This window comes from Mesorhizobium sp. LNJC394B00 (assembly GCF_000502555.1).
Taxonomy (GTDB): Bacteria; Pseudomonadota; Alphaproteobacteria; order Rhizobiales; family Rhizobiaceae; genus Mesorhizobium.
In genome coordinates this window covers 337,450-357,613 of the sequence record NZ_AYWH01000002.1, presented here as the reverse complement: position 1 = coordinate 357,613, position 20,164 = coordinate 337,450, and the positions used below count along the sequence as shown (strand labels likewise).

The following is a 20,164-nucleotide window of genomic DNA, read 5'->3' as shown; positions in this document are numbered from 1 at the left end:
GGCGGTGATTTTCATCGCCCGCCGGAGCATGATCCCTAGAAGTGGGAACCGGTTTTCTCGGACAAATCGGGAAACCGTTTTGTCCGGAGATCATGCTCCAACAAAGAGAACCCGGGAGTGGAAATGACGGATTACATCATTGTCGGCGGCGGTTCGGCTGGCTGCATTCTGGCCGCCCGGCTGAGCGAGGACCCGGACGTGTCCGTCGTGCTGCTCGAGGCCGGTCCGCCCGACACCGACCGCTACATCCATTTGCCGGTCGGCTTCTTCAAGATGACGTCGGGGCCGCTGATCTGGGGTTATGACACCGCGCCCGGCAAGGAGATCGACGGCCGCACCATGGTCTATCCGCAGGCCCGCGTGCTGGGCGGCGGCTCCTCGATCAACGCCCAGGTGTTCACCCGCGGTTGCCCTGAGGATTATGACGGCTGGGCGACTGAGAATGGCTGTGCCGGCTGGAGCTATGCCGACGTGCTGCCCTACTTCGTCCGCTCCGAGGGCAACGACACTTTTGCCGATGCGCAGCACGGCACTGACGGCCCGCTCGGCGTCTCCAGCGGCGCGCCGCATCCGCTGACCCGCATCTTCGTCAAGGCGGCGCAGCAGGCGGGCCTTCCTTTCCGCGCCGACTTCAACGCCGGTAAGCAGGCGGGCGCCGGCTTCTACCAGACGACGACGCGCCGGGGGAAACGCTCGAGCACGGCGGTCGCCTATCTGAAGCCGGCGCTCGGCCGCAAGAATCTGACGCTACGCACCGACGCCTCCGTCAGCCGCATCGTGGTCGAGAACGGCCGCGCCATCGGTGTCGAGATCATCGTCAATGGCCGCACCGAACTGCTCCGCGCCGAGCGCGAAGTCATCGTCGCCGCCGGCGCCATCGGCTCGCCGAAATTGCTGATGCTGTCCGGCATCGGCCCGGCCGTGCATCTCGGCGAGCACGGCATCAAGGTGGTCCACGATTCCAAAAACGTCGGCCAGAATCTGCACGATCACATGGACGTCGATGTCGTCGCCGAGCTCAACGGACCGCACGGCATCGACCGTTACAAGAAGAAGCGCTGGCAAGCGGTCGCCGGTCTTGAATATGCGCTGTTCGGCAAGGGGCCGGTGGCCTCCAACATCGTCGAGGCCGGCGGCTTCTGGTGGGGCGACCGCGCGGAGAAGACGCCGGACATCCAGTTCCATTTCCTGCCCGGCGCCGGCGTCGAGGAAGGCATCGGCTCGGTTCCCGGCGGCAATGGCTGCACGCTGAACTCCTACCATGTGCGCCCGCGTTCGCGCGGCAGCGTCACGCTCAAGTCCGCGGACCTGCGCGATGCGCCCATCATCGACCCCAACCCGTTCGCCGAGCGCTATGATCTCGAACGCGCCATCGACGGCATCGAGATCAGCCGCGAAATCCTGTCGCAGCCAGCCTTCGCCAGATACATCAGCCGCGAGCATCTGCCCGGCAAGGCGATGCAGGGGCGCTCAGCACTCGAAGCCTTCGCCCGAGAACATGGCCGCAGCGCCTATCACCCAGTCGGCACCTGCCGGATGGGCGGCGATGCCGACAGCGTCGTCGACCCCGAGCTTCGCGTGCGCGGGCTGCAAGGCCTGCGCGTCTGCGACAGCTCGGTCATGCCGAGCATCGTGTCGTCGAACACCAACGCCGCCGTGGTCATGATTGCGGAGAAGGCGGCGGATCTGATTGCGGGGCGGATGCTGCCGGTGGCGTAAGCAGGACAATGGCATGTGGTGGCGCCATGCGATTGCCTTGCCTTGAGCACCTGTCGCTGAGCGCATAGCACTCGAACCCCACTAAAAACGACAGCCTCCCGCAGCGCCTTCAACCGGCGCTTGCGCAACCCACCAACCGACCGGAAACCCCCGGTTGCGGGCCCGTTGCCGACGCCTGCGCGGGGATGTGAAAGCGCTTTGGCGCCAGTTCCGCGATCACACCATATGAACCGATCCAACCTCTGCTAGCTTGTGGACGTGGGACTTGTCCCGCTTTGGCCGGTGCTTCAGGCAACCCCATCCCAACCCCCCGCCCCCTGTGGCGCCGGCCATCCCCCTCCCTTCTACCAGGCTTCCCGACCTGCCATCCTCAGCCGTCCTTGCCAACTTCGAGGTCGACGACGAGGCCTGATGCGTTGCATGCAAATCCAAACCATCGGGCAGCGTATCGAGGGATTTCACATCGGCTGTCTGGACGACGTCCTGGAGAGCGACAGATGGGGGTCGAGCCGCCTCAGCTCCCGGTTGATGGCCGCCAGGCGCTCCGGTTCGCCTTCCGTGTTGCAGACATTGAGAGTAACGACGCGTAAGCGCATCAGCGAACCACCGCCGCGATGCGTTCCAACGTGGTGCGCGAAACGGCTCGGCCATCGGCGCGGTTCGGCTTGCCAAATTCCGCCACGCCGCCCATACACGGCTTGAACAACCGCCCCGAGGGTCCGCGCCCATTTTGCCAAAGGATACTCTCCGATGTCTGTGACGCCGTCCCCCTGGTCAAAGCCGTGACGGCTTCCCTCGCAAGCCTGGGCTGGACGGATTTCTTCGGCGACCAGCTTGAAGCCGATGAAGCAGACCTCGTACCGGCACGCATCGCTTCGGTGCACCGCGACCGTCTGGCCGGTCTGTCTCTGTCAGGGCCAGTGGATCTGACGCTGCCGGCCAATGCCAACACCGGCGACTATGCCGTCGGCGACTGGGTGCTGGTCGAGCCTCACACGCATCTGCTGCGCCGCCGCCTGACCCGCAAGACGGTGCTGGAGCGCCGCACACAGGGCGGCAGGGTGCCGCAGCTGGCCGCGGCCAATGTCGACACGCTGTTCATCGTGACGTCCTGCAATGCCGATTTCAACATCGCCCGGCTCGAGCGCTATCTCGCGCTGGCCAACGAGGCCGGAACGACGCCGGTGATCCTGCTGACCAAGGCCGACACCGCTGACGATGCCGAGAGATACCAAAGCCAGGCTGCCGCCCTTCAGCGTGGTTTGCCCGTAGTGACGCTGAACCCGCGCGTCGCCGATGCCGCAGCGGCGCTTGCTCGCTGGTGTGGCGCAGGGCAGACGGTGGCGCTGGTCGGCTCCTCCGGCGTCGGCAAATCGACGCTGGTCAACACGCTGGCCGGAGCGGCGCAGCAATCGCCGCAACAGACTGCGGGCATCCGCGAACACGATGCCAAGGGTCGCCACACCACCACGGCGCGGTCGCTGCACCCCATCGCCGGTGGCGGCTGGGTAATCGACACGCCGGGCATGCGCACGCTGCATGTCAGCGACGTCGCATCCGGCATCGACACGCTGTTTGCCGAAATCACCGAGCTCGCACCGCTGTGCAAGTTCCGCGACTGCACCCATGTCCACGAACCGGGCTGCGCGGTGCAGGCTGCGTTGAAGGCGGGTACGCTCGACCCTGAGCGCCTTGCCCGCTGGCGCAAGCTGTCGGAGGAAAACCAGGGCAACACGCCGGTTCAGAGCGGCCCGCGCGGCAACAAATCGCCTGCCGGGCGCCCGAAGCGGCGTTGAACATCCGGAAAATTCCAGCGAGAGAAATTGGAGGCCTGGCCATGTGCCGGGCCTCCGTGCTTTCACTCTCCCCGCATCGTCGCCTGGAAGGTCGGCAGGTGCTTCTGCTGCGCCTCCAGCATGCGCTCGCGGTAGACGCCGTAGATGACGTCGGTGTCGTGCAGCGTCACGCCGGCAATGGTCGGCGAGGCGAAGACCGGCAGTTCGATGCCGCGCTTGGCGAGCTGCTCGGCCGTGCGCGCGATCAGCTCATGCGCCAGGATCATGGCAAGCACCGTCGATGAGCCCGACACCGGCCGGCTCCAGCCCTCGACCGGCACGATGGCGTCCTCGATCGGCGAGCAGGTGTCGATGACGAGGTCGGCGGCATCCGCCAGCCGCTTGCCGGACGAGTGCGTCGCCGGTTTGTCCAGATTGTTCTTGCTGGTGACAGCGACGACGAAGATGCCGCGCTTCCTGGCGTAGAGCGCGGTGTCGATGCCCGACGAGTTGCGGCCGCTATGGCCGAAGATGATGATCGAATCGCCCTTGTTGAGCGGCTGGTGGTCGAGGAATTTTTCGGCGTATTTTTCAGTTCGCTCCAGCCACAAAAGCTCGCGCACGCCGCCGGCGCCGAGCACATTGTGCCACATCACGCGCGGGTCGGTCAGCGGGTTGAAACCGACATAGCTGCCATAGCGCGGAAACACTTCCTGTACCGGCAGCACCGAATGGCCGGAGCCATAGAGATGCACCAGCCCGCCGCCCTCGAGGGAGTCGGCAAAGCGGCTGGCGGCCTGGCCAAAGGCCTCTTCATTGGCTTTCGCAGCCTGGTCGATGAGGGCGGCGAGACGGTGGATGTAGAGATCGGACACGTGGGTACTCCTGTTTGCTGTGTCGGTCTGGAATGGATCAGCTTCTCGGGTTCAGCGGCACGCGTCCGGCGCGCAGCGTCGAGCGGATTTCGTAGCGGTCGCCGCGCATGATCGAGACGGTGAATTCGAACGGGCCGCGCTCGTCGGTGGTGATGCGTTCGACGACGAAGGCCGGGCTGCCGACAGCGAGGTCGAGCAGTTCGGCGTCCGCCGCGCCGACCGCGCCGACCCGGTAGTTCTCCCGCGCGGCCACCGGCACGATGCCGTAATGGCGCTCCAGCGCCTCGTAGAGCGAGCCCTGCAGCAGGCCGGCATCGAGGAAGCCCGGCACGCGCACCGCCGACAGCTGCGCCGTCTGGATGCCGATCGGCTCGTTGTTGCCGAGCCGCAGCCTGCGAATGCGCACCACCGGATCGCCCTCCTCGATCTCCAGCGCGCCGGCAGCCGCCGCATTGGCGGTGGTCAGGCTGCAGTCGAGCAGGCGCGAGCCCGCGACCACGCCCATATTGCCCATCTCCTGGGTAAAGCTGGTCAGCTCGCGCGTGCCGGCGACCAGCGTGGTCGAGCGCACGAACGTGCCGCGGCCATGTTCGCGCCTGAGCAGTCCTGCCTCCTCGAGATTGCGCAAGGCGTGGCGCAGCGTGATGCGGCTGACGCCGAACAGGGCGCACAGCCTGTCCTCCGCCGGGATCTGGTCGCCCGTTGCCCATTCGCCGCTCTTGACGATGGCTCGGATCGCCTCTTCGACCTGGTACCAGAGCGGCTCCGGCCGTCTGCGGTCCGGTTGCTGAAAGCTTGCTTCGCTCATCGCACCTGCCTCCACCCTTGCCCAACGGCGCCGGCCAGCGCCGCGCCGACCAGACCGGCGCGGGGACCGAACTTTCCAGCCTTGACGTCGATGCCGCGCAGATGTGGCGGCAGTTGACGTCGCAGCGCCGCAAGCAGCGGCGGCCGGATCACATCCAGCGCCTCCGCCAAACCACCCGAAATCAGCACCGCTTGCGGATCGAGCAGCGCGACAGCGCCTGCCAGCGCGGTGCCGAGCTGTCGCGCCGGCAGTTCAAGCAAGGTGAGTGCAGCCAGCTCGCCGGCCTGGGCAGCGGCGATCAGTTGGCGGCCGTCGGCAAGGCCGATCTGGCCGGCAAGGGCATCGAGCGCCCGGCCCGACGCAACGCGCTCCAGCCAGCCGCTGCGCTCTTCACCATGATCCCTCACGTCGGCGCAGGCCCAGCCGAACGAGCAGGCGCCGCCATGCGCGCCGGCAACGATGCGGCCATTGGCCAGCACCGCCGAACCGATACCGGTGCCGATGGCGAGCAGGATCGCATCCGGCATGTTTTTCGCACTGCCTTCGACAGCCTCTCCCAGCAGCGCGATCTGTGCGTCATTGCCGAGCGCTACGCGCACTTTGGGAAACAGCGGCTGGATATCGACGCCGTCGAGGAACGGCAAGTTGGGGATCCAGCGGCAGATTGAGCCCTCGACCAGACCCGGCACCGCGATGCCAAGCGCTGAGACCGACCCGGCCTCAGTGCACAGCGCGTCGATGCGCGCAATGAAGGCATCAAGGGTTGCCGGCGCCGGCTCGCTGCCCAGCGCCTCCAACGCACCGACATCGCCCGTAGATACGGCAGCGCGCAGATTGGTGGCGCCGAGATCGATGGCGAGTACCCGCGTCATCGACCCGACCCTTTGCCGAAGGGGAGCGAGAACAGACCGCTGCCGGCATTCCACGAATGCGACGCCGCCGCGAAGGCCTGCGCATGGCGCGTGCCGCGCAGGCAGCCGCGCAGCCGGTAGAGCGAACTGTAATAGTCGACATAGGGGAAGCTGCTCAGGCCGCGCGCCAGCTCATACTCCATGACCGCGTCGCGCCAGGCCTCGAACCCGTCGCTGACATCGACGAGATGCTCGGGCCGGAAGCCGTCATCGTCCTCCCAGTTCTCGCCGAACAGCAGCAGTTGCGGCGTGTGCGCCGGATGGTCGCTGGCAACGGTCGGCAGTCCGGCGAAGAAGATACCGGTCTTCGTCAAATGGGCGGCGGCGCGATGGTCCTTGTGCCAACTGCCATGCCAATGGGTGATGACGATCTCGGGTTTCAGCTCGCGAATGATGTCGCCCACTTCGAGCGCCGTCTGATCGTCTGTGGGCAGGAAGCCGTCGCGCAGGCCAAAGCCACGCATGGTGACGCCGAGCCGCTCCGCCGCGCTGCCCGCTTCCTCTTCCTTCTGCACGCAATAATGCGCGGGAACCAGGTACGGATGGCCCTGCTCACCCATGGTCAGATGCAGGAAGGTCACCGTGGCGCCGCGCTTGACGGCAGCGGCCGCCAGCGGCCCGGCCATCACCTCGGCATCGAAGGCGTGCGCGCCGACCACCAGGATGGATTTCGCCGCATAAATTCTGTCTTCGATCATTTCATGCCTCCTCCGGTGCCCACGCCTTCGCGAATCTGGCGCGCCAGCAGACAATACATGATCAGGATGGGCGCCATGGATATCGCCAGCGAGGCGAACACCAGGCCCCAGTCGGTGCGGAACTGGCCGACGAAGATGCTGATCGCCAGCGGCACCGTCTTGTAGCGGTCGTCGAAGATGAAGATCAGCGGGAAGAAGAAATCGTTCCACACCGCGATCGCGGTGAAGATGGCCACGATCGACACCGCCGGCTTGACCATCGGCAGGATGATCTGGAACAGGATGCGGACCTCGCCGGCGCCGTCCATGCGCGCGGCCTCGTCCAACTCGGAGGGCAAGACGCGCATGAAATTGGCGAAGATGAAGACGGCGAAGGGAATGCGGATCGCCGAATAGACCAGGATCAGCCCGGTCAGCGAATCCAGCAGGCCGAGATTGCGCATCAGCGTGAACAGTTCGACCGAGGCCAACCGGATGGGCAGCATGATGCCGGACAGGAACAGGCCGAGCATGATGGCATTCCAGCCAAGCTTGTAGCGGCTGAGCGGATAGGCGGCCATCGCCGAGACGACGATGGTGAGGATGACGGCGCCGCCCGTGACGATCAGGCTGTTGATGAAATTCTGGCCGAGATCGGCGCGCGTCCAGGCGTTGATGAAATTGTCGAAGGCAAAGCTTTGCGGCAGGCCGAGCCTGTTGTCGTAGATCTCGGCCGTGGTCTTGAAACAGGAGACGACAAGGATGTAGAGCGGCAACAGCACAGCCGCCGTCCAAACGACCAGCACCGTCCAGCCGGGCAGCCGCGCCAGCTGCCGAGAGATGTCTGGCCTCTGCGCAATCGCCAGCGCGCTCATAGCTGCACCGTGCGGCGGTCGAAGAAGCGCAGCATCATGAGCGTGCCGATGCTGAGGATCAAAAACAGCACGGTGCCGAGCGCCAGCGCCAGACCGATATCGGTGATGCCGACAGCGCCTTCCGCGCCGAAGGCCAGCCGGTAGAAGTAGGTCACCAGCGTGTCGGTCGAATAGCTCGGATTGCCCTGCACGCCCTGCGTGACATAGACGATGTCGAACTGGTTGAAGGTGTTGATGAACGACAGCGTCGTCAGCGTGCCCAGCGCCGGCATCAGCAGCGGCAGCGCGATCGAGAACAGCATGCGCGCATTGCCGGCGCCGTCAAGTTTTGCCGCCTCGAAAATCTGGCCGGAAATCTGCCGCAGACCTGCCGTGTAGATCAGCACCGGCAGGCCCATCCAGTTCCAGGCATCGACGGCGATCAGCATGGCGAGCGCGGTGTGGCTGTTGCCGAGCACGGTCAGGCTGCCCTGGTGCAGGCCAAGCCCGTTCAGCGCCCATTCGACGACGCCGCCCGGTGCCAAAAGCAACCGCCACAGCGCGCCGACGATCACCGGGCTCAGCACCGCCGGAAAGAAGAACACCGACTGGAAGAAGGCCGCACCCTTGTCGCGCAGGAACAGCAGCCAGGCAAACAACAGGCCGAGGCCATTTTGGAAGACCATGATGCCGAAGAACCAGGCGGTGTTGTGCCACAGCGCGCCGTAGATCCGCGCGCCGCTCGGGAAAGCGAACAGCCTTGCGAAATTCGACAGGCCGGCGAACTCGACCATGCGCAGCCCCTTCCAGACGAAGAAGCTGCCCCACAGCGACATCCCCAGGGGATAGAGGACGAACAGCGCATAGACTGCCAGCGCCGGCAGGATGAACAGCACGGCCATGCGCTGCTGCGTGCGGCGAAGGCTGCTGGTGCGGCGAAGGGTGCTCATGCGCTTTTCTGGTCCGTGAGAGGCCGGCCGCTTTTGCGACCGGCCGCGCCTACTGCTTCGGCTTGAACCAGGTGGCGACCGCGGCCTGCATGTCGGCCGCCAGCTTCTCCGGCGCGATGTTGCCTTCGACCATGTCGATGATCTCCGACTGCAGCACCGAAGACGCCGTCGGCGACTGCCAGCGGAAGCCGACCAGCGTCAGATAGGGCGTCGAATTCTTCGCCATCTCCATCATCGAGGCCAGCACTGGATCCTTCACCGTCACATCCGTGCGGGCCGGCGGCCAGCCGAGCTCGTCGGCGAACATCTGCGCGAACTCTGCCGAAGCGATGAAGCCCAGCACCTTGGTCGCGGCCTCCTTGTTCTGGCTCTCGGAGACCAGGCCATAGGAGCCGTCGGAGAAGGCCGAGGTGTAGAGTTTTGCACCGGCATCGTCGGCGGGGAACGGGAAGATCGAGAATTTCAGCTTCGGGTTCTGCGCCTTGAAGCTGCCGTTCTCGAACGAACCGCCGAGGAACATCGCCGCCTTGCCGCCGATGAACTGCTGCGTGGCGGTGGTGTAGTCGATGCCGGCGAAGCCGTCGGGGAAATACGGCTTCAGCTCGGCGAAGCGCTTCAGCGCCGCCACATAGCGCTGATCCTCGAAGGTCGCCTTGCCGCTCATCATCTCGTCGTAGAAGCCGGGACCATAGACGGTCGGGCCGACGACGCCGACGGCGATCTCCAGTTCCCAGGCCGAGCCGTTGGCGCCACCGGTGGCGATCGGGGTGATGCCGGCCGCCTTCAGCTTCTCGCAGACGGCGGTGAAATCCTTGTAGGTCTTGGGGATCTCGATGCCCTGGGCGGCGAAGATATCCTGGTTGTAGAAGACGCCCATCATCGGCACCGAGTAGGGCACGCCGTAGAGCTTGCCGTCAGCGCGGCCACGCGCGCCGCCAAGCGCTGCGTCCTCCATGTTCTTCAGCTCCGGCACGCTGTCGTCCAGCGCGTCGAGATAGCCCGCCTCGACGAAGGGCTGCAATTCGCCATAGGCCTTGAGCTGGGCGATGTCGGGCCCGCGCCCGCCGCGCAGCGCCGTACTCAGCCGGTTCTGGTAGTCGGCATCGGGCGTGAACTGGATGGCGACCTTGATGCCGGGGCTCTTCGCCTCGAAGGCATCGAAGATGCGGCGCATCGCGGCCTCGTCCTCGGTGCGCCAGCTCCACAGCGTCACCGTGCTGTCGGCGGCTCGCGCCGGCAATGAGGCGAAGACGCCGGCGCAGGCGGCGGCAAGGCCGCCGATCAGCCCAAGTGCTGCGCGCCGGTGAAGTGAAAGCATGCTCATTGCCAGTCTCCCATTGTTCTCTGTCCTTGGCGTCCCGCGGCGTTCCCGTGCCGTGAGAAGTCATTGGTTCAGCAAAAGTCATTATAACGACATAGCGGTATTCGCAAGAGGTCTGCTGCGCCTCAGGAATGGCGGCGTTGGCCCCCTCACGACATTGCAGTACCTGCATCCGTTTGTTACCTAACGATAAATATCCACATTCCAGCGCCGCAAAGAAATCTGTGACCGTACCATGTGAGACTTTTTCGCCAGCAAGCCCTTGCGTCGCCGCGCTGACTTGTCATAACCTCATGTGAACCGATAGGGAGGATGAGGAATGTCGTTTGCCTGGACGTCGAAACTGGCACTGGCCGCAGGCCTCGCCATCCTGCCCGCCACGGCCTGGGCGCAATCGGTCGACATCTCCTATCTCACCCACTGGTCGCCGGAGACGGTGGCGCTGCTGGAAGCGGCGGCCAAGGATTATGCCAAGACCAATCCGGATGTCAGCGTCACCGTGCGTGCCGTCCCCTTTGGCGACCTCCTGACCACGCTGCGCTCGCAAGGCGGCGGCGCGGACGGCCCGACGATCGGCGGCATCTACGATCTCTGGTTGCCGGAACTGGCGCGCGACAAGCTGGTCGCGCCCGCTCCCGATGCGGTGGCCAGCGAGGTCATGGCCGCCTGGCCGGCGGGCGTCACCAGCGCCGCCTCGGTCGGCGGCACGCTCTACGGCATCCCCAACGAGATCGATGTCTATGCGCTGAACTATAACAAGGCGCTGTTCAAGCAGGCCGGCATCGCGGCGCCACCCAAGACCTGGGACGAATTCAAGGATGCGGCCAAGAAGCTGACCAATAAGGATGCGGGACAGCAAGGCTTCGGCATGATCAATTCATGGGCCGCCGGCGTCGTCCACCCCTTCGCCTCGCTGCTGGTGTCCAATGGCGGCGACCTGGTCAAGGACGGCAAGCCGGTGCTGGACAGCCCGCAGGCGACCGAGACCTTCCAGTTCTATGAGGACCTGATCAAGTCGGGCGCCAGCGTGCCGGCGATGGCGACCGCAGACGCCAACACCACCGGCCCCTTCCTCGACAATTTCGTCTCCGGCAAGACCGGCATGATCATCATGGCCAATTGGTGGGAGAGCGCACTGAAGGCCGGCATGGGCGACAAGTTCGCCGACATTGCAACGGCGCCGATTCCCGTCGGCCCGAGCGGCGACAAGCCGCATTCGATCTCCTACTCCTGGATGACCGTGGTCAACGCCAATGCAGGTGCCGCCGAGCAGAAGGCGGCGTGGGACTTCCTCGCCTGGCTGAACAATCCAAAGTCCGGCAAGAACGGCGCTTCCGCGATGTCGGATATCCTGATGTCGATGGGCATCCTGCCCTCACGCCTCTCCGACATCGAGGCGCACAAGGACAAGCTCGGCTCGGAATTCCTCTCCGGCTATGTCAGCGTGCTCACCGACGCCAAGCCGTTCCCTGTCGTGCCCGGCGGCCAGGAATTCTCGGAATCGCTGCAGCAGACGCTCGAGGCGTTGCAGTATGGCCAGGTCTCGGCCAAGGATGCGCAGGCGACGGCGCAGGCCGACGCCATTTCGATCCTGGAGCGCGCCGCCAAATAATGATTCAGAGGTACCGTGCCTCGGCGGGCATCATGCTGGCGCCCGCCGTGACGCTGATCGGCATCTTCGTCCTGTTGCCGATGCTGCTCACCGTCTGGCTGTCGTTCCAGGACTGGTCGACGCAGACACCGTTTTCCAGCGCCAGCTTCATCGGCCTCGACAATTTCCGCGAGATTTTCGGGGCCACCTCGGTCGGCCGCGATTTCAAGGCCGCGCTCGTCAACACAGCCGTCTACACCGCGCTCTCCGTCATCCTCATCCTGCCGCTGTCGGTGGCCTTTGGGCTGATGGTCTACCAGCGCGATGTCGCCGGCGGCACGGCGCTGCGCACGGTGCTGTTTGCCACCTACATGGTGCCGATGATCGCCGTGGCGCTGGTGTGGTCGAAACTCTATTCGCCGAGCGAAGGCCCTCTCAACCAGATGCTCGGCCTTATCGGCATCGGCCCGCAGCCTTTCCTGTCGTCGCCGCGCTCGGCGCTGATCTCGATCGTCTTCCTCAATGTCTGGCAGCAGGTCGGCTATTTCACCGTGCTGGCGATCGCCGGACTGACGCAAATCCCCGGCAGCCTGTATGAAGCAGCAAAGCTCGACGGCGCCAACCGTTTCGAGCAGTTCCGCTTCATCACGCTGCCGCTGATGCGGCGCACGCTGTTGTTCAGCGCCGTCATCGCCATCATCAACGCCGTGCAGGTGTTCGAGCCGGTTGCCCTGATCACGCAGGGCGGGCCGGTCGGCTCGACCAATGTGCTGACCTACCACATCCGCCGCGTCGGCATCGAGCGTGCGCAGGGTGGACTGGGTTCGGCCATGGCGGTGATGCTGATGCTTTCGCTGATTGTCGTCGTCTGCGCGCTGTTTGCCTTCGCCAACCGGAAGAACGACGAATGAGCGCGGGATCGTCGAGCCGGCTGTCGCGCCGGCGCCCGTCCGGCCGCAAGGCGCTGCTGGCGACGCTGATGCTGCTGGTCGCCGTCGCCTCGGCCTTCCCGCTGGTCTGGATGGCGCTGTCGAGCCTCAAGACGCCGGCCGAGAGCATGCAGGTGCCGCCGGTGTGGATCCCCCTTACGCCGAGCCTCGACGCCTATGAGAAGGTGTCGGGCGTGATCAATGTCGGCCGCTCGATGTGGAATTCTCTGGTCATCGCCTCGATCACCACCGCCGGCATCCTGCTGACCAGCATGATGGCCGGCTACGCCTTCGCCAAATACCACTTCCCCGGGAAGTCGCTGCTGTTTTCTCTGCTGATCGCCACCATGTTCCTGCCGCCGATCGTGACGTTGATCCCGCTCTATCGCCTGGTCGGCTCGATCGGCCTCAACGCCAGCCTCGCCGGCATCATCGTGCCCAATCTCGCCAATGCTTTCGGCATCTTCCTGATGCGCCAGTTCATCTCCGGCGTGCCCGACGAGCTCATCGACGCCGCGCGCATGGACGGCGCCTCGGAGTTCTTGATCCTCTACAAGATCGTCGCGCCGAGCGTCGCCCCCGCAATCGCGGCTCTGGCCCTCTTCGCCTTCGTCTATCACTGGAACAGCTATCTGTGGCCGCTGACCGTGCTGCAGGGCAATGCCGACGCCTATCCGATCGTCATCAGCCTGAGCCGGTTGCTGAGCTACAACAGGGGCGCGGTCAACACCGGCCTGGTGATGGCCGGCGCCACGCTGGCCGTGCTGCCGCCGCTCATCCTGTTCGTCTTCCTGCAGCGCTTCTTCGTCGATTCCATCGTCGGCTCGGCGATCAAGGGATAGCTCGCCTCACCCGAACCGTGCCGCCGTCCAAGCCCCACCCGCAGCATTCGACTCCACCGCCGCCGCCACAAACTTCACCCCGCGCGCGCCATCGACGACATCGGGCACCTGTGCCGCGCGCGCCGGATCAACCGACCCGCCCGAACGGTGCGCGCGAATGATGTCGGCGGCGTCGCGGTAGAAATTGGCGAAGGCCTCGATATATCCCTCCGGATGCGCCGCCGGCATGCGCGACACGCGCTGGCTCTCAGTGGTCGAGCCATGGCCGCCGCGCACCAGCGTGCGGGTCTCCTCGCCGTAGATGGAGAAGCGCAGTTCTTCCGGCCGGCCGCCCGACCATTCGAGCCCGGCTTTGTCGCCATAGATGCGCACCGAGAGATCATTGTAGTGGCCGGGCGAGGTCTGGCTGGCGAGGATCGTGCCGCGCGCCCCGCCCGTCCAGTGCACCAGCACATGCGCATTGTCGTCGAGCCGGCGTCTGGGGACGGCGGTGAACAGATCGGCCGACACCGCCTCGGCCTCACAGCCGGAGATATAGCTTGCCAGGTTGAAGGCATGCACGCCGATATCGGCCAGCACCGCCGACTGCCCGGCGCGCGCCGGATCGGTGCGCCACTCCGCCTGCTTCTGGCCCTCGGCGTCGATCGGCTTGGTCAGCCAGTCCTGGATGTAGGCGCCATGCACGGACACGATGCGGCCAAGCGCGCCCGCCGCCACCATCTCGCGCGCCTGGCGGACCATGGCGTAGCCGGTGTTGTTGAGCGTGACGACGAAGCGTCGCTTTTTCTCCCGCGCCAGCGCCACCAATGCTTCTGCGTCGGCCAGCGTCGTCGACAGCGGCTTGTCGCAGATCACGTCGATGCCGGCCTCGAGAAAGGCCGTGGCGATCGGCGCGTGCAGATGGTTGGGCGTGACGATGACCACCGCCTCGATGCCGTCCGGCCGCGCCGCTTCGGCTCGTGCCATGGCGCGATAATCGGCATAGCTGCGCTCGGGCGCGATGCCGATCACGGCGGCCGATGCGGCGGCGTTTTCCGGGTCCGACGACAGCGCGCCGGCGACCAGCACGATCTGGTCGTCGAGGCGCATGGCGAGCCGATGCACCGCGCCGATGAAAGCGTTGCGGCCGCCGCCGACCATGCCGACCCGCAGCCGCTTGCCCGCCGATCCGTCCGATGTTGCGTAGACCATGTTTCCTCCTGGGAAGACAGTTTTGCCGTCGTCGAGTTCTGTCCCGCCCCCCTCTGTCCTACCGGACATCTCCCCCACGAGGGGGGAGATCAGGCACCACAGCGGCCTTCGCCAATCTCAGACGTCGCAAGAGGGCGCCGAAGGCGAAACTGCCAATCTCCCCACCCGTGGGGGAGATGTCCGGCAGGACAGAGGGGGGCGCCGTAGAGCGCTGCTTTTGACCGCTCGCATCAGTCACACTTTCGAACATGATTTCCAATTTTCATATTGTAAAACGATCGTATCGCGCTAGCCTGAAATCATGACTGGGGCAAGCAAGGCATCCGGACGGTCCAGCACCGACGAGGCGGCGACGCGCAAGCGCGGGCGCTCCCTGGCAGCACTCGGCTATATCCAGCCGCAGACCTACGAGGAGCTGCGCGCCGTGCTGTCGTCGGGCACGGTGCATTTCCCCAAGCGGCTGCGCCAGGTGGCAATCTTCCTGTGGCAGCATCCGAGCGACGTCGCGCTCGGCACCATCGCGCAGGTTGCGGCACAGGCCGGCGTGCAGCCCTCGACTCTGGTGCGCTTTGCCCAGATCTTCGGCTATTCCGGCTTTTCCGATTTCCAGGGCCTGTTCAAGGAGCACATCAAGGGCTCATGGCCGGAAGGGCGCGGCGAGCCGCGCACTGAGACCGAGCCGAATCTGCATTTCCTGCACGGCATGGTCGGCGCATCGCAGGCCTCGCTTGGCCGCATCGAGGCCGGCTTCGATGTCGAGAGTTTCGACAAGATGGTGGCGCTGCTGGCAGCGGCCGAGTTGATCTATGTCATCGGCTCCAAGCGCGCCTTTCCCGTCACCGCCTATCTCTCGCTGACGCTCTCGCAGCAGGGCGTGCGCAACGTGCTGGTCGACAATGTCGGCTCCTCCGCACTCGACCAGATCGGCTGCATCGGCGGCCGGGATGCCGTGCTCGCTGTCTCCTTCAGCCCCTACAATTCGATCACGCCCGATCTCGTCGCGGTGGCGCATGAGCGCAAGGCGCGTATCGTCACCGTCACCGACAGCACCTTCAGCCCGCTGACCCCGCTCTCGGACAGCTGGCTGGAAGTGGTGGAATCCGACTTTGCCGGCTTCCGCTCACTGGCGGCATCGCTCGCCGTTGGGATGGCGCTGGTCCATGGCGTGGCGACGCTGCGCGGCGAATGAGGCGTCACTGGTCCAATTGACTATCGGGAATTGCCGTTCCATATTTCTCAAAATAGAAACTTTATTCCCGGGAGGAGGAATGGAGATCCGGCTTGACGGCAAGGTGGCTCTGGTCACCGGGTCGACGCAAGGCATTGGCCGCGCCATTGCCGAGACGCTGGCACGTTCCGGTGCCGCCGGGCTGTTGGTCACCGGGCGCGAGAGGGCGCGTGGCGAGGCCGTGGCGGCCGAGCTTTCGCAATTGGGCACGCCGACCATCTTCGTCGCCGCCGACCTTGCCGATCCTGACGCCCCCACCCTTCTGGCGCAGGCCTGCATCGAGCGCTTCGGCCGCATCGATGCGCTGGTCAACGCCGCCGGCCTGACCGATCGCGCCTCTTTCCTCGACGCCAGCCTCGACGATTGGGCGGCGCTGTTTGCCGTCAATGCGCGCGCGCCGTTCTTCCTGATGCAGGCGGCGATTGCCGACATGAAGCAGCGCGGCCAAGGTGGCGCCATTCTCAACATTCTGTCGATCAATGCCCATTGCGGCTCGCCGGAGCTTGCCGTCTATTCCGCCACCAAGGGCGCGCTGGCGACGCTGACCAGGAACGCCGCCAACGCCCACCGCTTCGACCGCATCCGCGTCAACGGCATCAATGTCGGCTGGACCGACACGCCGGCCGAACGCATCATGCAGGCGGAGACATTGGGCAACGGCCCCGGCTGGCTCGACAAGGCCAATGCCGCGCAGCCTTTCGGGCGGCTGCTGACCCCGAACGACATCGCCAGCCTCGCCGTCTTCCTGCTGTCCGACGCCGCCGGCCCGATGACCGGCGCGGTCATCGACCAGGAGCAGGCGGTGATCGGAGCGAACCGGTGAGCGCTTCCACCGAAACGCTTGGGCCGGCGCTGCTCGATCGCTTGCCGGCTTCGGTCCAGACACCGTCCTACGACCGCACGATGCTGGCGCCCGGCATGGCGCATCTCGGCGTCGGCGCCTTCCATCGCTGCCATCAGGCCGAATACACCGACGATCTCATCTCGCTGCGCTTCGACCGCTGGGGCATCGTCGGCATCAACATCNTGCCATCAGGCCGAATACACCGACGATCTCATCTCGCTGCGCTTCGACCGCTGGGGCATCGTCGGCATCAACATCCGTCCGCCCAGCCTTGCCGACACGCTGGGACGGCAGGGCGGGCTCTACACAAGGCTGATCCGCGAGAACAGCCACATCGAGGCGCGCGTCATCGGCAGCATCGTCCGGGTGGTCGACAGCCAGGAGAGTGCGGCACCGGCGCTCGGCGTGCTGATCTCACCCGATATCGAGCTGGTGACGATGACGGTGACCGAAAAAGGCTATTGCCACATCCCGTCCAGCGGCGAACTCGACCTTGGCCATCCCGACATCGTCCACGACCTCGCCAACCCCGAGACGCCGCGCAGCGTGCCCGGCCTGCTGGTGCGGGCGCTGGAGCAGCGCAGGGCCACACATGAGCGACCCATAACGTTTCTCTCCTGTGACAACATCCCGACCAACGGTACTATTCTGAACAATGTCGTGCGGACGTTTGCCGAACGGCGGAGCAAAGGGCTGGCCCGCTGGATAGAGGCCAATGTCGCGTTCCCCGCGGCCATGGTCGACCGCATCGCGCCGGCGGTGACGCAGGATGACCTCGACAGTGTCGAACAATGGTTCGGCTACCACGATGCCGCCGTCGCTGTCGGTGAGCCGTTCCGGCAATGGGTGATCGAGGAAAAATTCGCCGGCCGCATGCCGCGCTGGGATCTGGTCGGCGCCACCTTTGTCGACGACGTCACGCCGTTTGAGCATCTCAAGATGCGGGTGCTGAATGGCGCCCAGACGGCACTCGCCACGCTCGGCGTTCTGGCTGGTCTCGAGCACACATCGGATGCAATGGCCGACCCGCTGCTGTCGGACTTCATCAGGCGCATGCTGGTCGAAGAGACTGTGCCGACGCTGATGCCGGTGCCGGGCATCCTGCCGCTTGCCTATGTCGAGCAGAGCCTCGGCCGGCTGAAGAACACCGCGATCCGCCACCGCAACCACCAGGTCGCAACCGACGGTTCGCAGAAGATCGTCCAGCGCCTGCTCAACCCGATCCGCGACCGGCTTGCGATGGGCCAGAGCATCGGCCTGCTGTCGGTGCCGGTCGCCGGCTGGATGGCCTATCTGATCCAGGCCTCGGAACGTTTCGGCAGACGCTGGCCGGTGTCGGATCCCTATGCCGGCAAGGTCGCCGCAATCGCCGACGCGACGGGTCCCGATGCCAGCGCGCTGGTGTCCGCCATCCTTGCCATCGACGGGATATTCGACCCCGGCCTTGCCGTTGACGGGACGTTCCGCGCGGCCGTCACATCGGCGCTGGGCGACCTGCTGTCGGACGATCCGATGGCGGCTGTCCGGCACAGTCTCGAACAAGATGAGGTCGCGAGGTTGAAGCGATCCAAACAATCGGCATTATAGTCGTCGGGGTCTAGGGAGGCAGAATGAAACTAGGAGTGCTTACAGCACCTTTTGCGGAGACGCCGCTTGGCGAGGTTGCCGACTGGGCGCACTCGGCCGGCTTCGAGGCGCTGGAAATCGCCTGCTGGCCGAAGACCTCCGGCGCGACGCGGCGCTATGCCGGCACCAGCCATATCGATGCCGCTTCCACCTCGCTCGCGCAGGCCAAGGAGATCGTCGCCTCGCTGACGGAGAAGAAGCTGACGGTCTCCGGCCTCGGCTACTATCCCAACCCGTTGCATCCGGACCCCGCCCATCGCGAGGCCGTCATCGGCCATCTGAAGAAGGTCATCGTGCTGGCCGCCAATATGGGCGTGCCGGTGGTCAACACCTTCTGCGGTGGCGATGCCTCGAAGACCGTCGACGTCAACTGGCAGGACGCGCTGAAAGTCTGGCCCGAGACCGTCGCCTATGCGCGCGATCACGGGGTAAAACTCACCTTCGAGAACTGCCCGATGATCTTCAGTTATGACGAGTGGCCGGGCGGGCACAACATCGCCTATTCGCCCTACATCTGGCGGCGCATCCTCGAGGCCTGGGGCGGCGAGGTCGGCATGAATTTCGACCCCTCGCACCTGGTCTGGCAAATGATCGACCAGGGCCGTTTCATCCGGGAGTTCGGCCCCTACATGCTGCATGTCCACGCCAAGGATTTGATGATCGATCATGATGGTTTGTATGAGCGCGGAATCCTTTCCGCCGGGATAGGCTGGCAGGTGCCGCGCATGCCGGGATTGGGCGATGTCGACTGGAGCGGCTTCTTCTCCGGCCTCTACCGCGCCGGCTATGACGGCTCGGTCATCATCGAACATGAGGACAGGCGGTTTGAAGGCAGCGACGATGCGGTGAAGCGGGGCTTCCTGCTCGCCCGCGACGTGCTGCGCCCCTTCGTCAAATGACGAGGTGAATGACTTGGTCCGATCCTGCCGAAGGGTCTGGCCCTGAGACGAAAAACAACAATGTGGAGGAGTACTGACATGAAGAAAATACTGACCATGGTCCCGTTGCTTGCGGGCGCTGCCTTGCTGGCATCGATGGGCGTGTCGTCGGCCGAAGCCAAATATACGATCGGCATTTCCAACACCGTGCAGGGCAATGGCTGGCGCGAGGAAATGGTCTGCGCCATGAAGGCGCAGGCGCTGGCTTCGGGCGAAGTGACGAAGCTCAACATCGCCCACCGCAACACCGATGCCGCCGGCCAGCTCGAAGACATCCGCAATCTGATCAGCGCCAAGGTCGACGCCATCGTCGTCAACCCCGCTGATCCCGCCGGCATCAAGGCGGGCCTGGAAGAAGCCACCAAGGCCGGCATCGTCGTCGTTGCCGTCGACCAGGCGGTGACCGAACCGTCGGCCTACATCATCTCCAACAACCAGGAACAGTATGCCTATCTCGGCGCCAAATGGCTGTTCCAGCAGATGGGCGGCAAGGGCGAAGTGTTCTACATGCGCGGTGCCGCCGGCGCCTCGGCCGATAGCGATCGCGACAAAGGCTTCAAGAAGGCGCTGGCCGAAAACCCCGGCGTGAAGGTGGCGCAGGAAGTCTTCACCGGCTGGCAGCAGGATCAGGCCAAGCAGCAGATGCTGTCGTTCCTGGCCACCGGCACGCCGTTCAACGGCGTGTGGACGTCGGGCATCGACAACGTCATCGTCGACGCGCTGGTCGAATCGCAGGCGCCGCTGGTGCCGGTGGTCGGCGCCGACAATGCCGGCTTCGTCGGCCAGCTGAGCTCGGTGAAAGGTCTCGTCGGTGCAGCCGTCACCAACCCCGGCTCGATCGGCGGCGCGGGCGTGACGCTGGCACTGCAGATCCTCGACGGCAAGAAGCCGGCGCAGCAGACCGTGCTGGTCGACCCGCAGCTGTGGGACAACGCCACCGACGAAGGCAAGGCCAAGCTGAAGGCAGCCGCCGACCCGTCGCTCAGCCCGGAATGGCCGGTCTCGATCTCGATCCCGGAGTGGACGACCTACACGAAGGAGCAGATCGTGGCCTGCAAGGGGCCGGGGGAGTAAGCCTGGTTTGA

General features: G+C 65.3%; 19 protein-coding genes. 10 read left to right on the top strand and 9 right to left on the bottom strand.

Translation table 11 applies throughout. From position 1 onward, the window contains the following. Nucleotides 1-123 precede the first annotated feature (123 nt). Nucleotides 124-1,719, top strand: a complete 1,596-nt coding sequence (locus X751_RS157425; RefSeq protein ID WP_023728493.1) for a GMC family oxidoreductase N-terminal domain-containing protein — start codon at nt 124-126, stop codon at nt 1,717-1,719. 458 nt (nt 1,720-2,177) lie between these two features. Here X751_RS157425 and X751_RS1000000166805 read toward each other — a convergent pair whose 3' ends face one another. Next, nucleotides 2,178-2,315, bottom strand: a complete 138-nt coding sequence (locus tag X751_RS1000000166805; protein WP_156936362.1) for a hypothetical protein — start codon at nt 2,313-2,315, stop codon at nt 2,178-2,180. A 186-nt stretch (nt 2,316-2,501) separates the two neighbouring features. On the opposite strand from X751_RS1000000166805, the gene rsgA reads away from it, so the two are divergent. Then, nucleotides 2,502-3,515 (top strand): ribosome small subunit-dependent GTPase A, encoded by a 1,014-nt coding sequence (gene rsgA, locus X751_RS157430; protein WP_245265739.1) that lies wholly within the window; start codon nt 2,502-2,504, stop codon nt 3,513-3,515. Nucleotides 3,516-3,577: 62 nt separating this feature from the next. On the opposite strand, the gene X751_RS157435 is transcribed toward rsgA, so the two are convergent. The 7 genes from X751_RS157435 to X751_RS157465 are packed head-to-tail and all read right to left on the bottom strand — an operon-like array spanning nt 3,578 to nt 9,893. Then, a complete protein-coding gene (locus X751_RS157435; RefSeq protein WP_023700933.1) occupies nt 3,578-4,369 on the bottom strand; it encodes an SIS domain-containing protein in 792 nt (263 codons plus the stop codon). 37 nt (nt 4,370-4,406) lie between these two features. Next, nucleotides 4,407-5,177 carry a GntR family transcriptional regulator gene (locus tag X751_RS157440; RefSeq protein WP_023683130.1) on the bottom strand — a complete coding sequence of 257 codons (771 nt, stop codon included), beginning with the start codon at nt 5,175-5,177 and terminating at the stop codon, nt 4,407-4,409. After that, a complete protein-coding gene (locus tag X751_RS157445) occupies nt 5,174-6,049 on the bottom strand; it encodes an ROK family protein (protein WP_023691907.1) in 876 nt (291 codons plus the stop codon). Before X751_RS157445 ends, X751_RS157440 begins: the two co-directional genes overlap by 4 nt. Continuing rightward, nucleotides 6,046-6,786: a PIG-L family deacetylase gene (locus X751_RS157450; protein ID WP_031195993.1), complete on the bottom strand. Its 741-nt coding sequence runs from the start codon at nt 6,784-6,786 to the stop codon at nt 6,046-6,048. The genes X751_RS157445 and X751_RS157450 overlap by 4 nt, the downstream gene beginning before the upstream one ends. Continuing rightward, entirely contained in the window at nt 6,783-7,640 is an 858-nt protein-coding gene (locus X751_RS157455; protein WP_023691908.1) for a carbohydrate ABC transporter permease, read from the bottom strand. The genes X751_RS157450 and X751_RS157455 overlap by 4 nt, the downstream gene beginning before the upstream one ends. After that, a complete protein-coding gene (locus X751_RS157460; protein WP_031246963.1) occupies nt 7,637-8,569 on the bottom strand; it encodes a sugar ABC transporter permease in 933 nt (310 codons plus the stop codon). Before X751_RS157460 ends, X751_RS157455 begins: the two co-directional genes overlap by 4 nt. Nucleotides 8,570-8,618: 49 nt before the next feature. Beyond that, nucleotides 8,619-9,893: an extracellular solute-binding protein gene (locus X751_RS157465; RefSeq protein ID WP_023704167.1), complete on the bottom strand. Its 1,275-nt coding sequence runs from the start codon at nt 9,891-9,893 to the stop codon at nt 8,619-8,621. A 316-nt stretch (nt 9,894-10,209) separates the two neighbouring features. On the opposite strand from X751_RS157465, the gene X751_RS157470 reads away from it, so the two are divergent. Genes X751_RS157470 through X751_RS157480 form a run of 3 tightly spaced genes read left to right on the top strand, consistent with a single transcriptional unit; the run spans nt 10,210 to nt 13,252 of the window. Next, complete coding sequence (locus X751_RS157470) at nt 10,210-11,502, top strand: extracellular solute-binding protein (RefSeq protein ID WP_023744117.1); 1,293 nt, start codon at nt 10,210-10,212, stop codon at nt 11,500-11,502. Further along, nucleotides 11,502-12,392: a sugar ABC transporter permease gene (locus X751_RS157475; RefSeq protein WP_023744116.1), complete on the top strand. Its 891-nt coding sequence runs from the start codon at nt 11,502-11,504 to the stop codon at nt 12,390-12,392. Before X751_RS157470 ends, X751_RS157475 begins: the two co-directional genes overlap by 1 nt. After that, a complete protein-coding gene (locus X751_RS157480; RefSeq protein ID WP_023671061.1) occupies nt 12,389-13,252 on the top strand; it encodes a carbohydrate ABC transporter permease in 864 nt (287 codons plus the stop codon). The genes X751_RS157475 and X751_RS157480 overlap by 4 nt, the downstream gene beginning before the upstream one ends. A 6-nt stretch (nt 13,253-13,258) precedes the next feature. On the opposite strand, the gene X751_RS157485 is transcribed toward X751_RS157480, so the two are convergent. Beyond that, nucleotides 13,259-14,443 carry a Gfo/Idh/MocA family oxidoreductase gene (locus X751_RS157485; RefSeq protein WP_023737575.1) on the bottom strand — a complete coding sequence of 395 codons (1,185 nt, stop codon included), beginning with the start codon at nt 14,441-14,443 and terminating at the stop codon, nt 13,259-13,261. A gap of 301 nt (nt 14,444-14,744) precedes the next feature. Here X751_RS157485 and X751_RS157490 point away from each other — a divergent pair, with 301 nt between their 5' ends. The 5 genes from X751_RS157490 to X751_RS157505 all read left to right on the top strand — a co-directional run bounded on the left by X751_RS157490 (nt 14,745) and on the right by X751_RS157505 (nt 20,153). Further along, a complete protein-coding gene (locus X751_RS157490) occupies nt 14,745-15,632 on the top strand; it encodes a MurR/RpiR family transcriptional regulator (protein ID WP_023744115.1) in 888 nt (295 codons plus the stop codon). A 79-nt stretch (nt 15,633-15,711) separates the two neighbouring features. Then, the gene (locus tag X751_RS157495; protein WP_023744114.1) at nt 15,712-16,494 is read left to right on the top strand and encodes an SDR family oxidoreductase; all 783 of its coding nucleotides are present in this window, start codon (nt 15,712-15,714) and stop codon (nt 16,492-16,494) included. 153 nt (nt 16,495-16,647) lie between these two features. Then, nucleotides 16,648-18,102, top strand: a complete 1,455-nt coding sequence (locus tag X751_RS01000000163585) for a mannitol dehydrogenase family protein (protein WP_348524578.1) — start codon at nt 16,648-16,650, stop codon at nt 18,100-18,102. A gap of 23 nt (nt 18,103-18,125) precedes the next feature. Continuing rightward, nucleotides 18,126-19,040, top strand: a complete 915-nt coding sequence (locus X751_RS157500) for a sugar phosphate isomerase/epimerase (protein ID WP_023744113.1) — start codon at nt 18,126-18,128, stop codon at nt 19,038-19,040. 78 nt (nt 19,041-19,118) lie between these two features. Continuing rightward, nucleotides 19,119-20,153: an ABC transporter substrate-binding protein gene (locus X751_RS157505; RefSeq protein ID WP_023704174.1), complete on the top strand. Its 1,035-nt coding sequence runs from the start codon at nt 19,119-19,121 to the stop codon at nt 20,151-20,153. Nucleotides 20,154-20,164 lie beyond the last annotated feature (11 nt).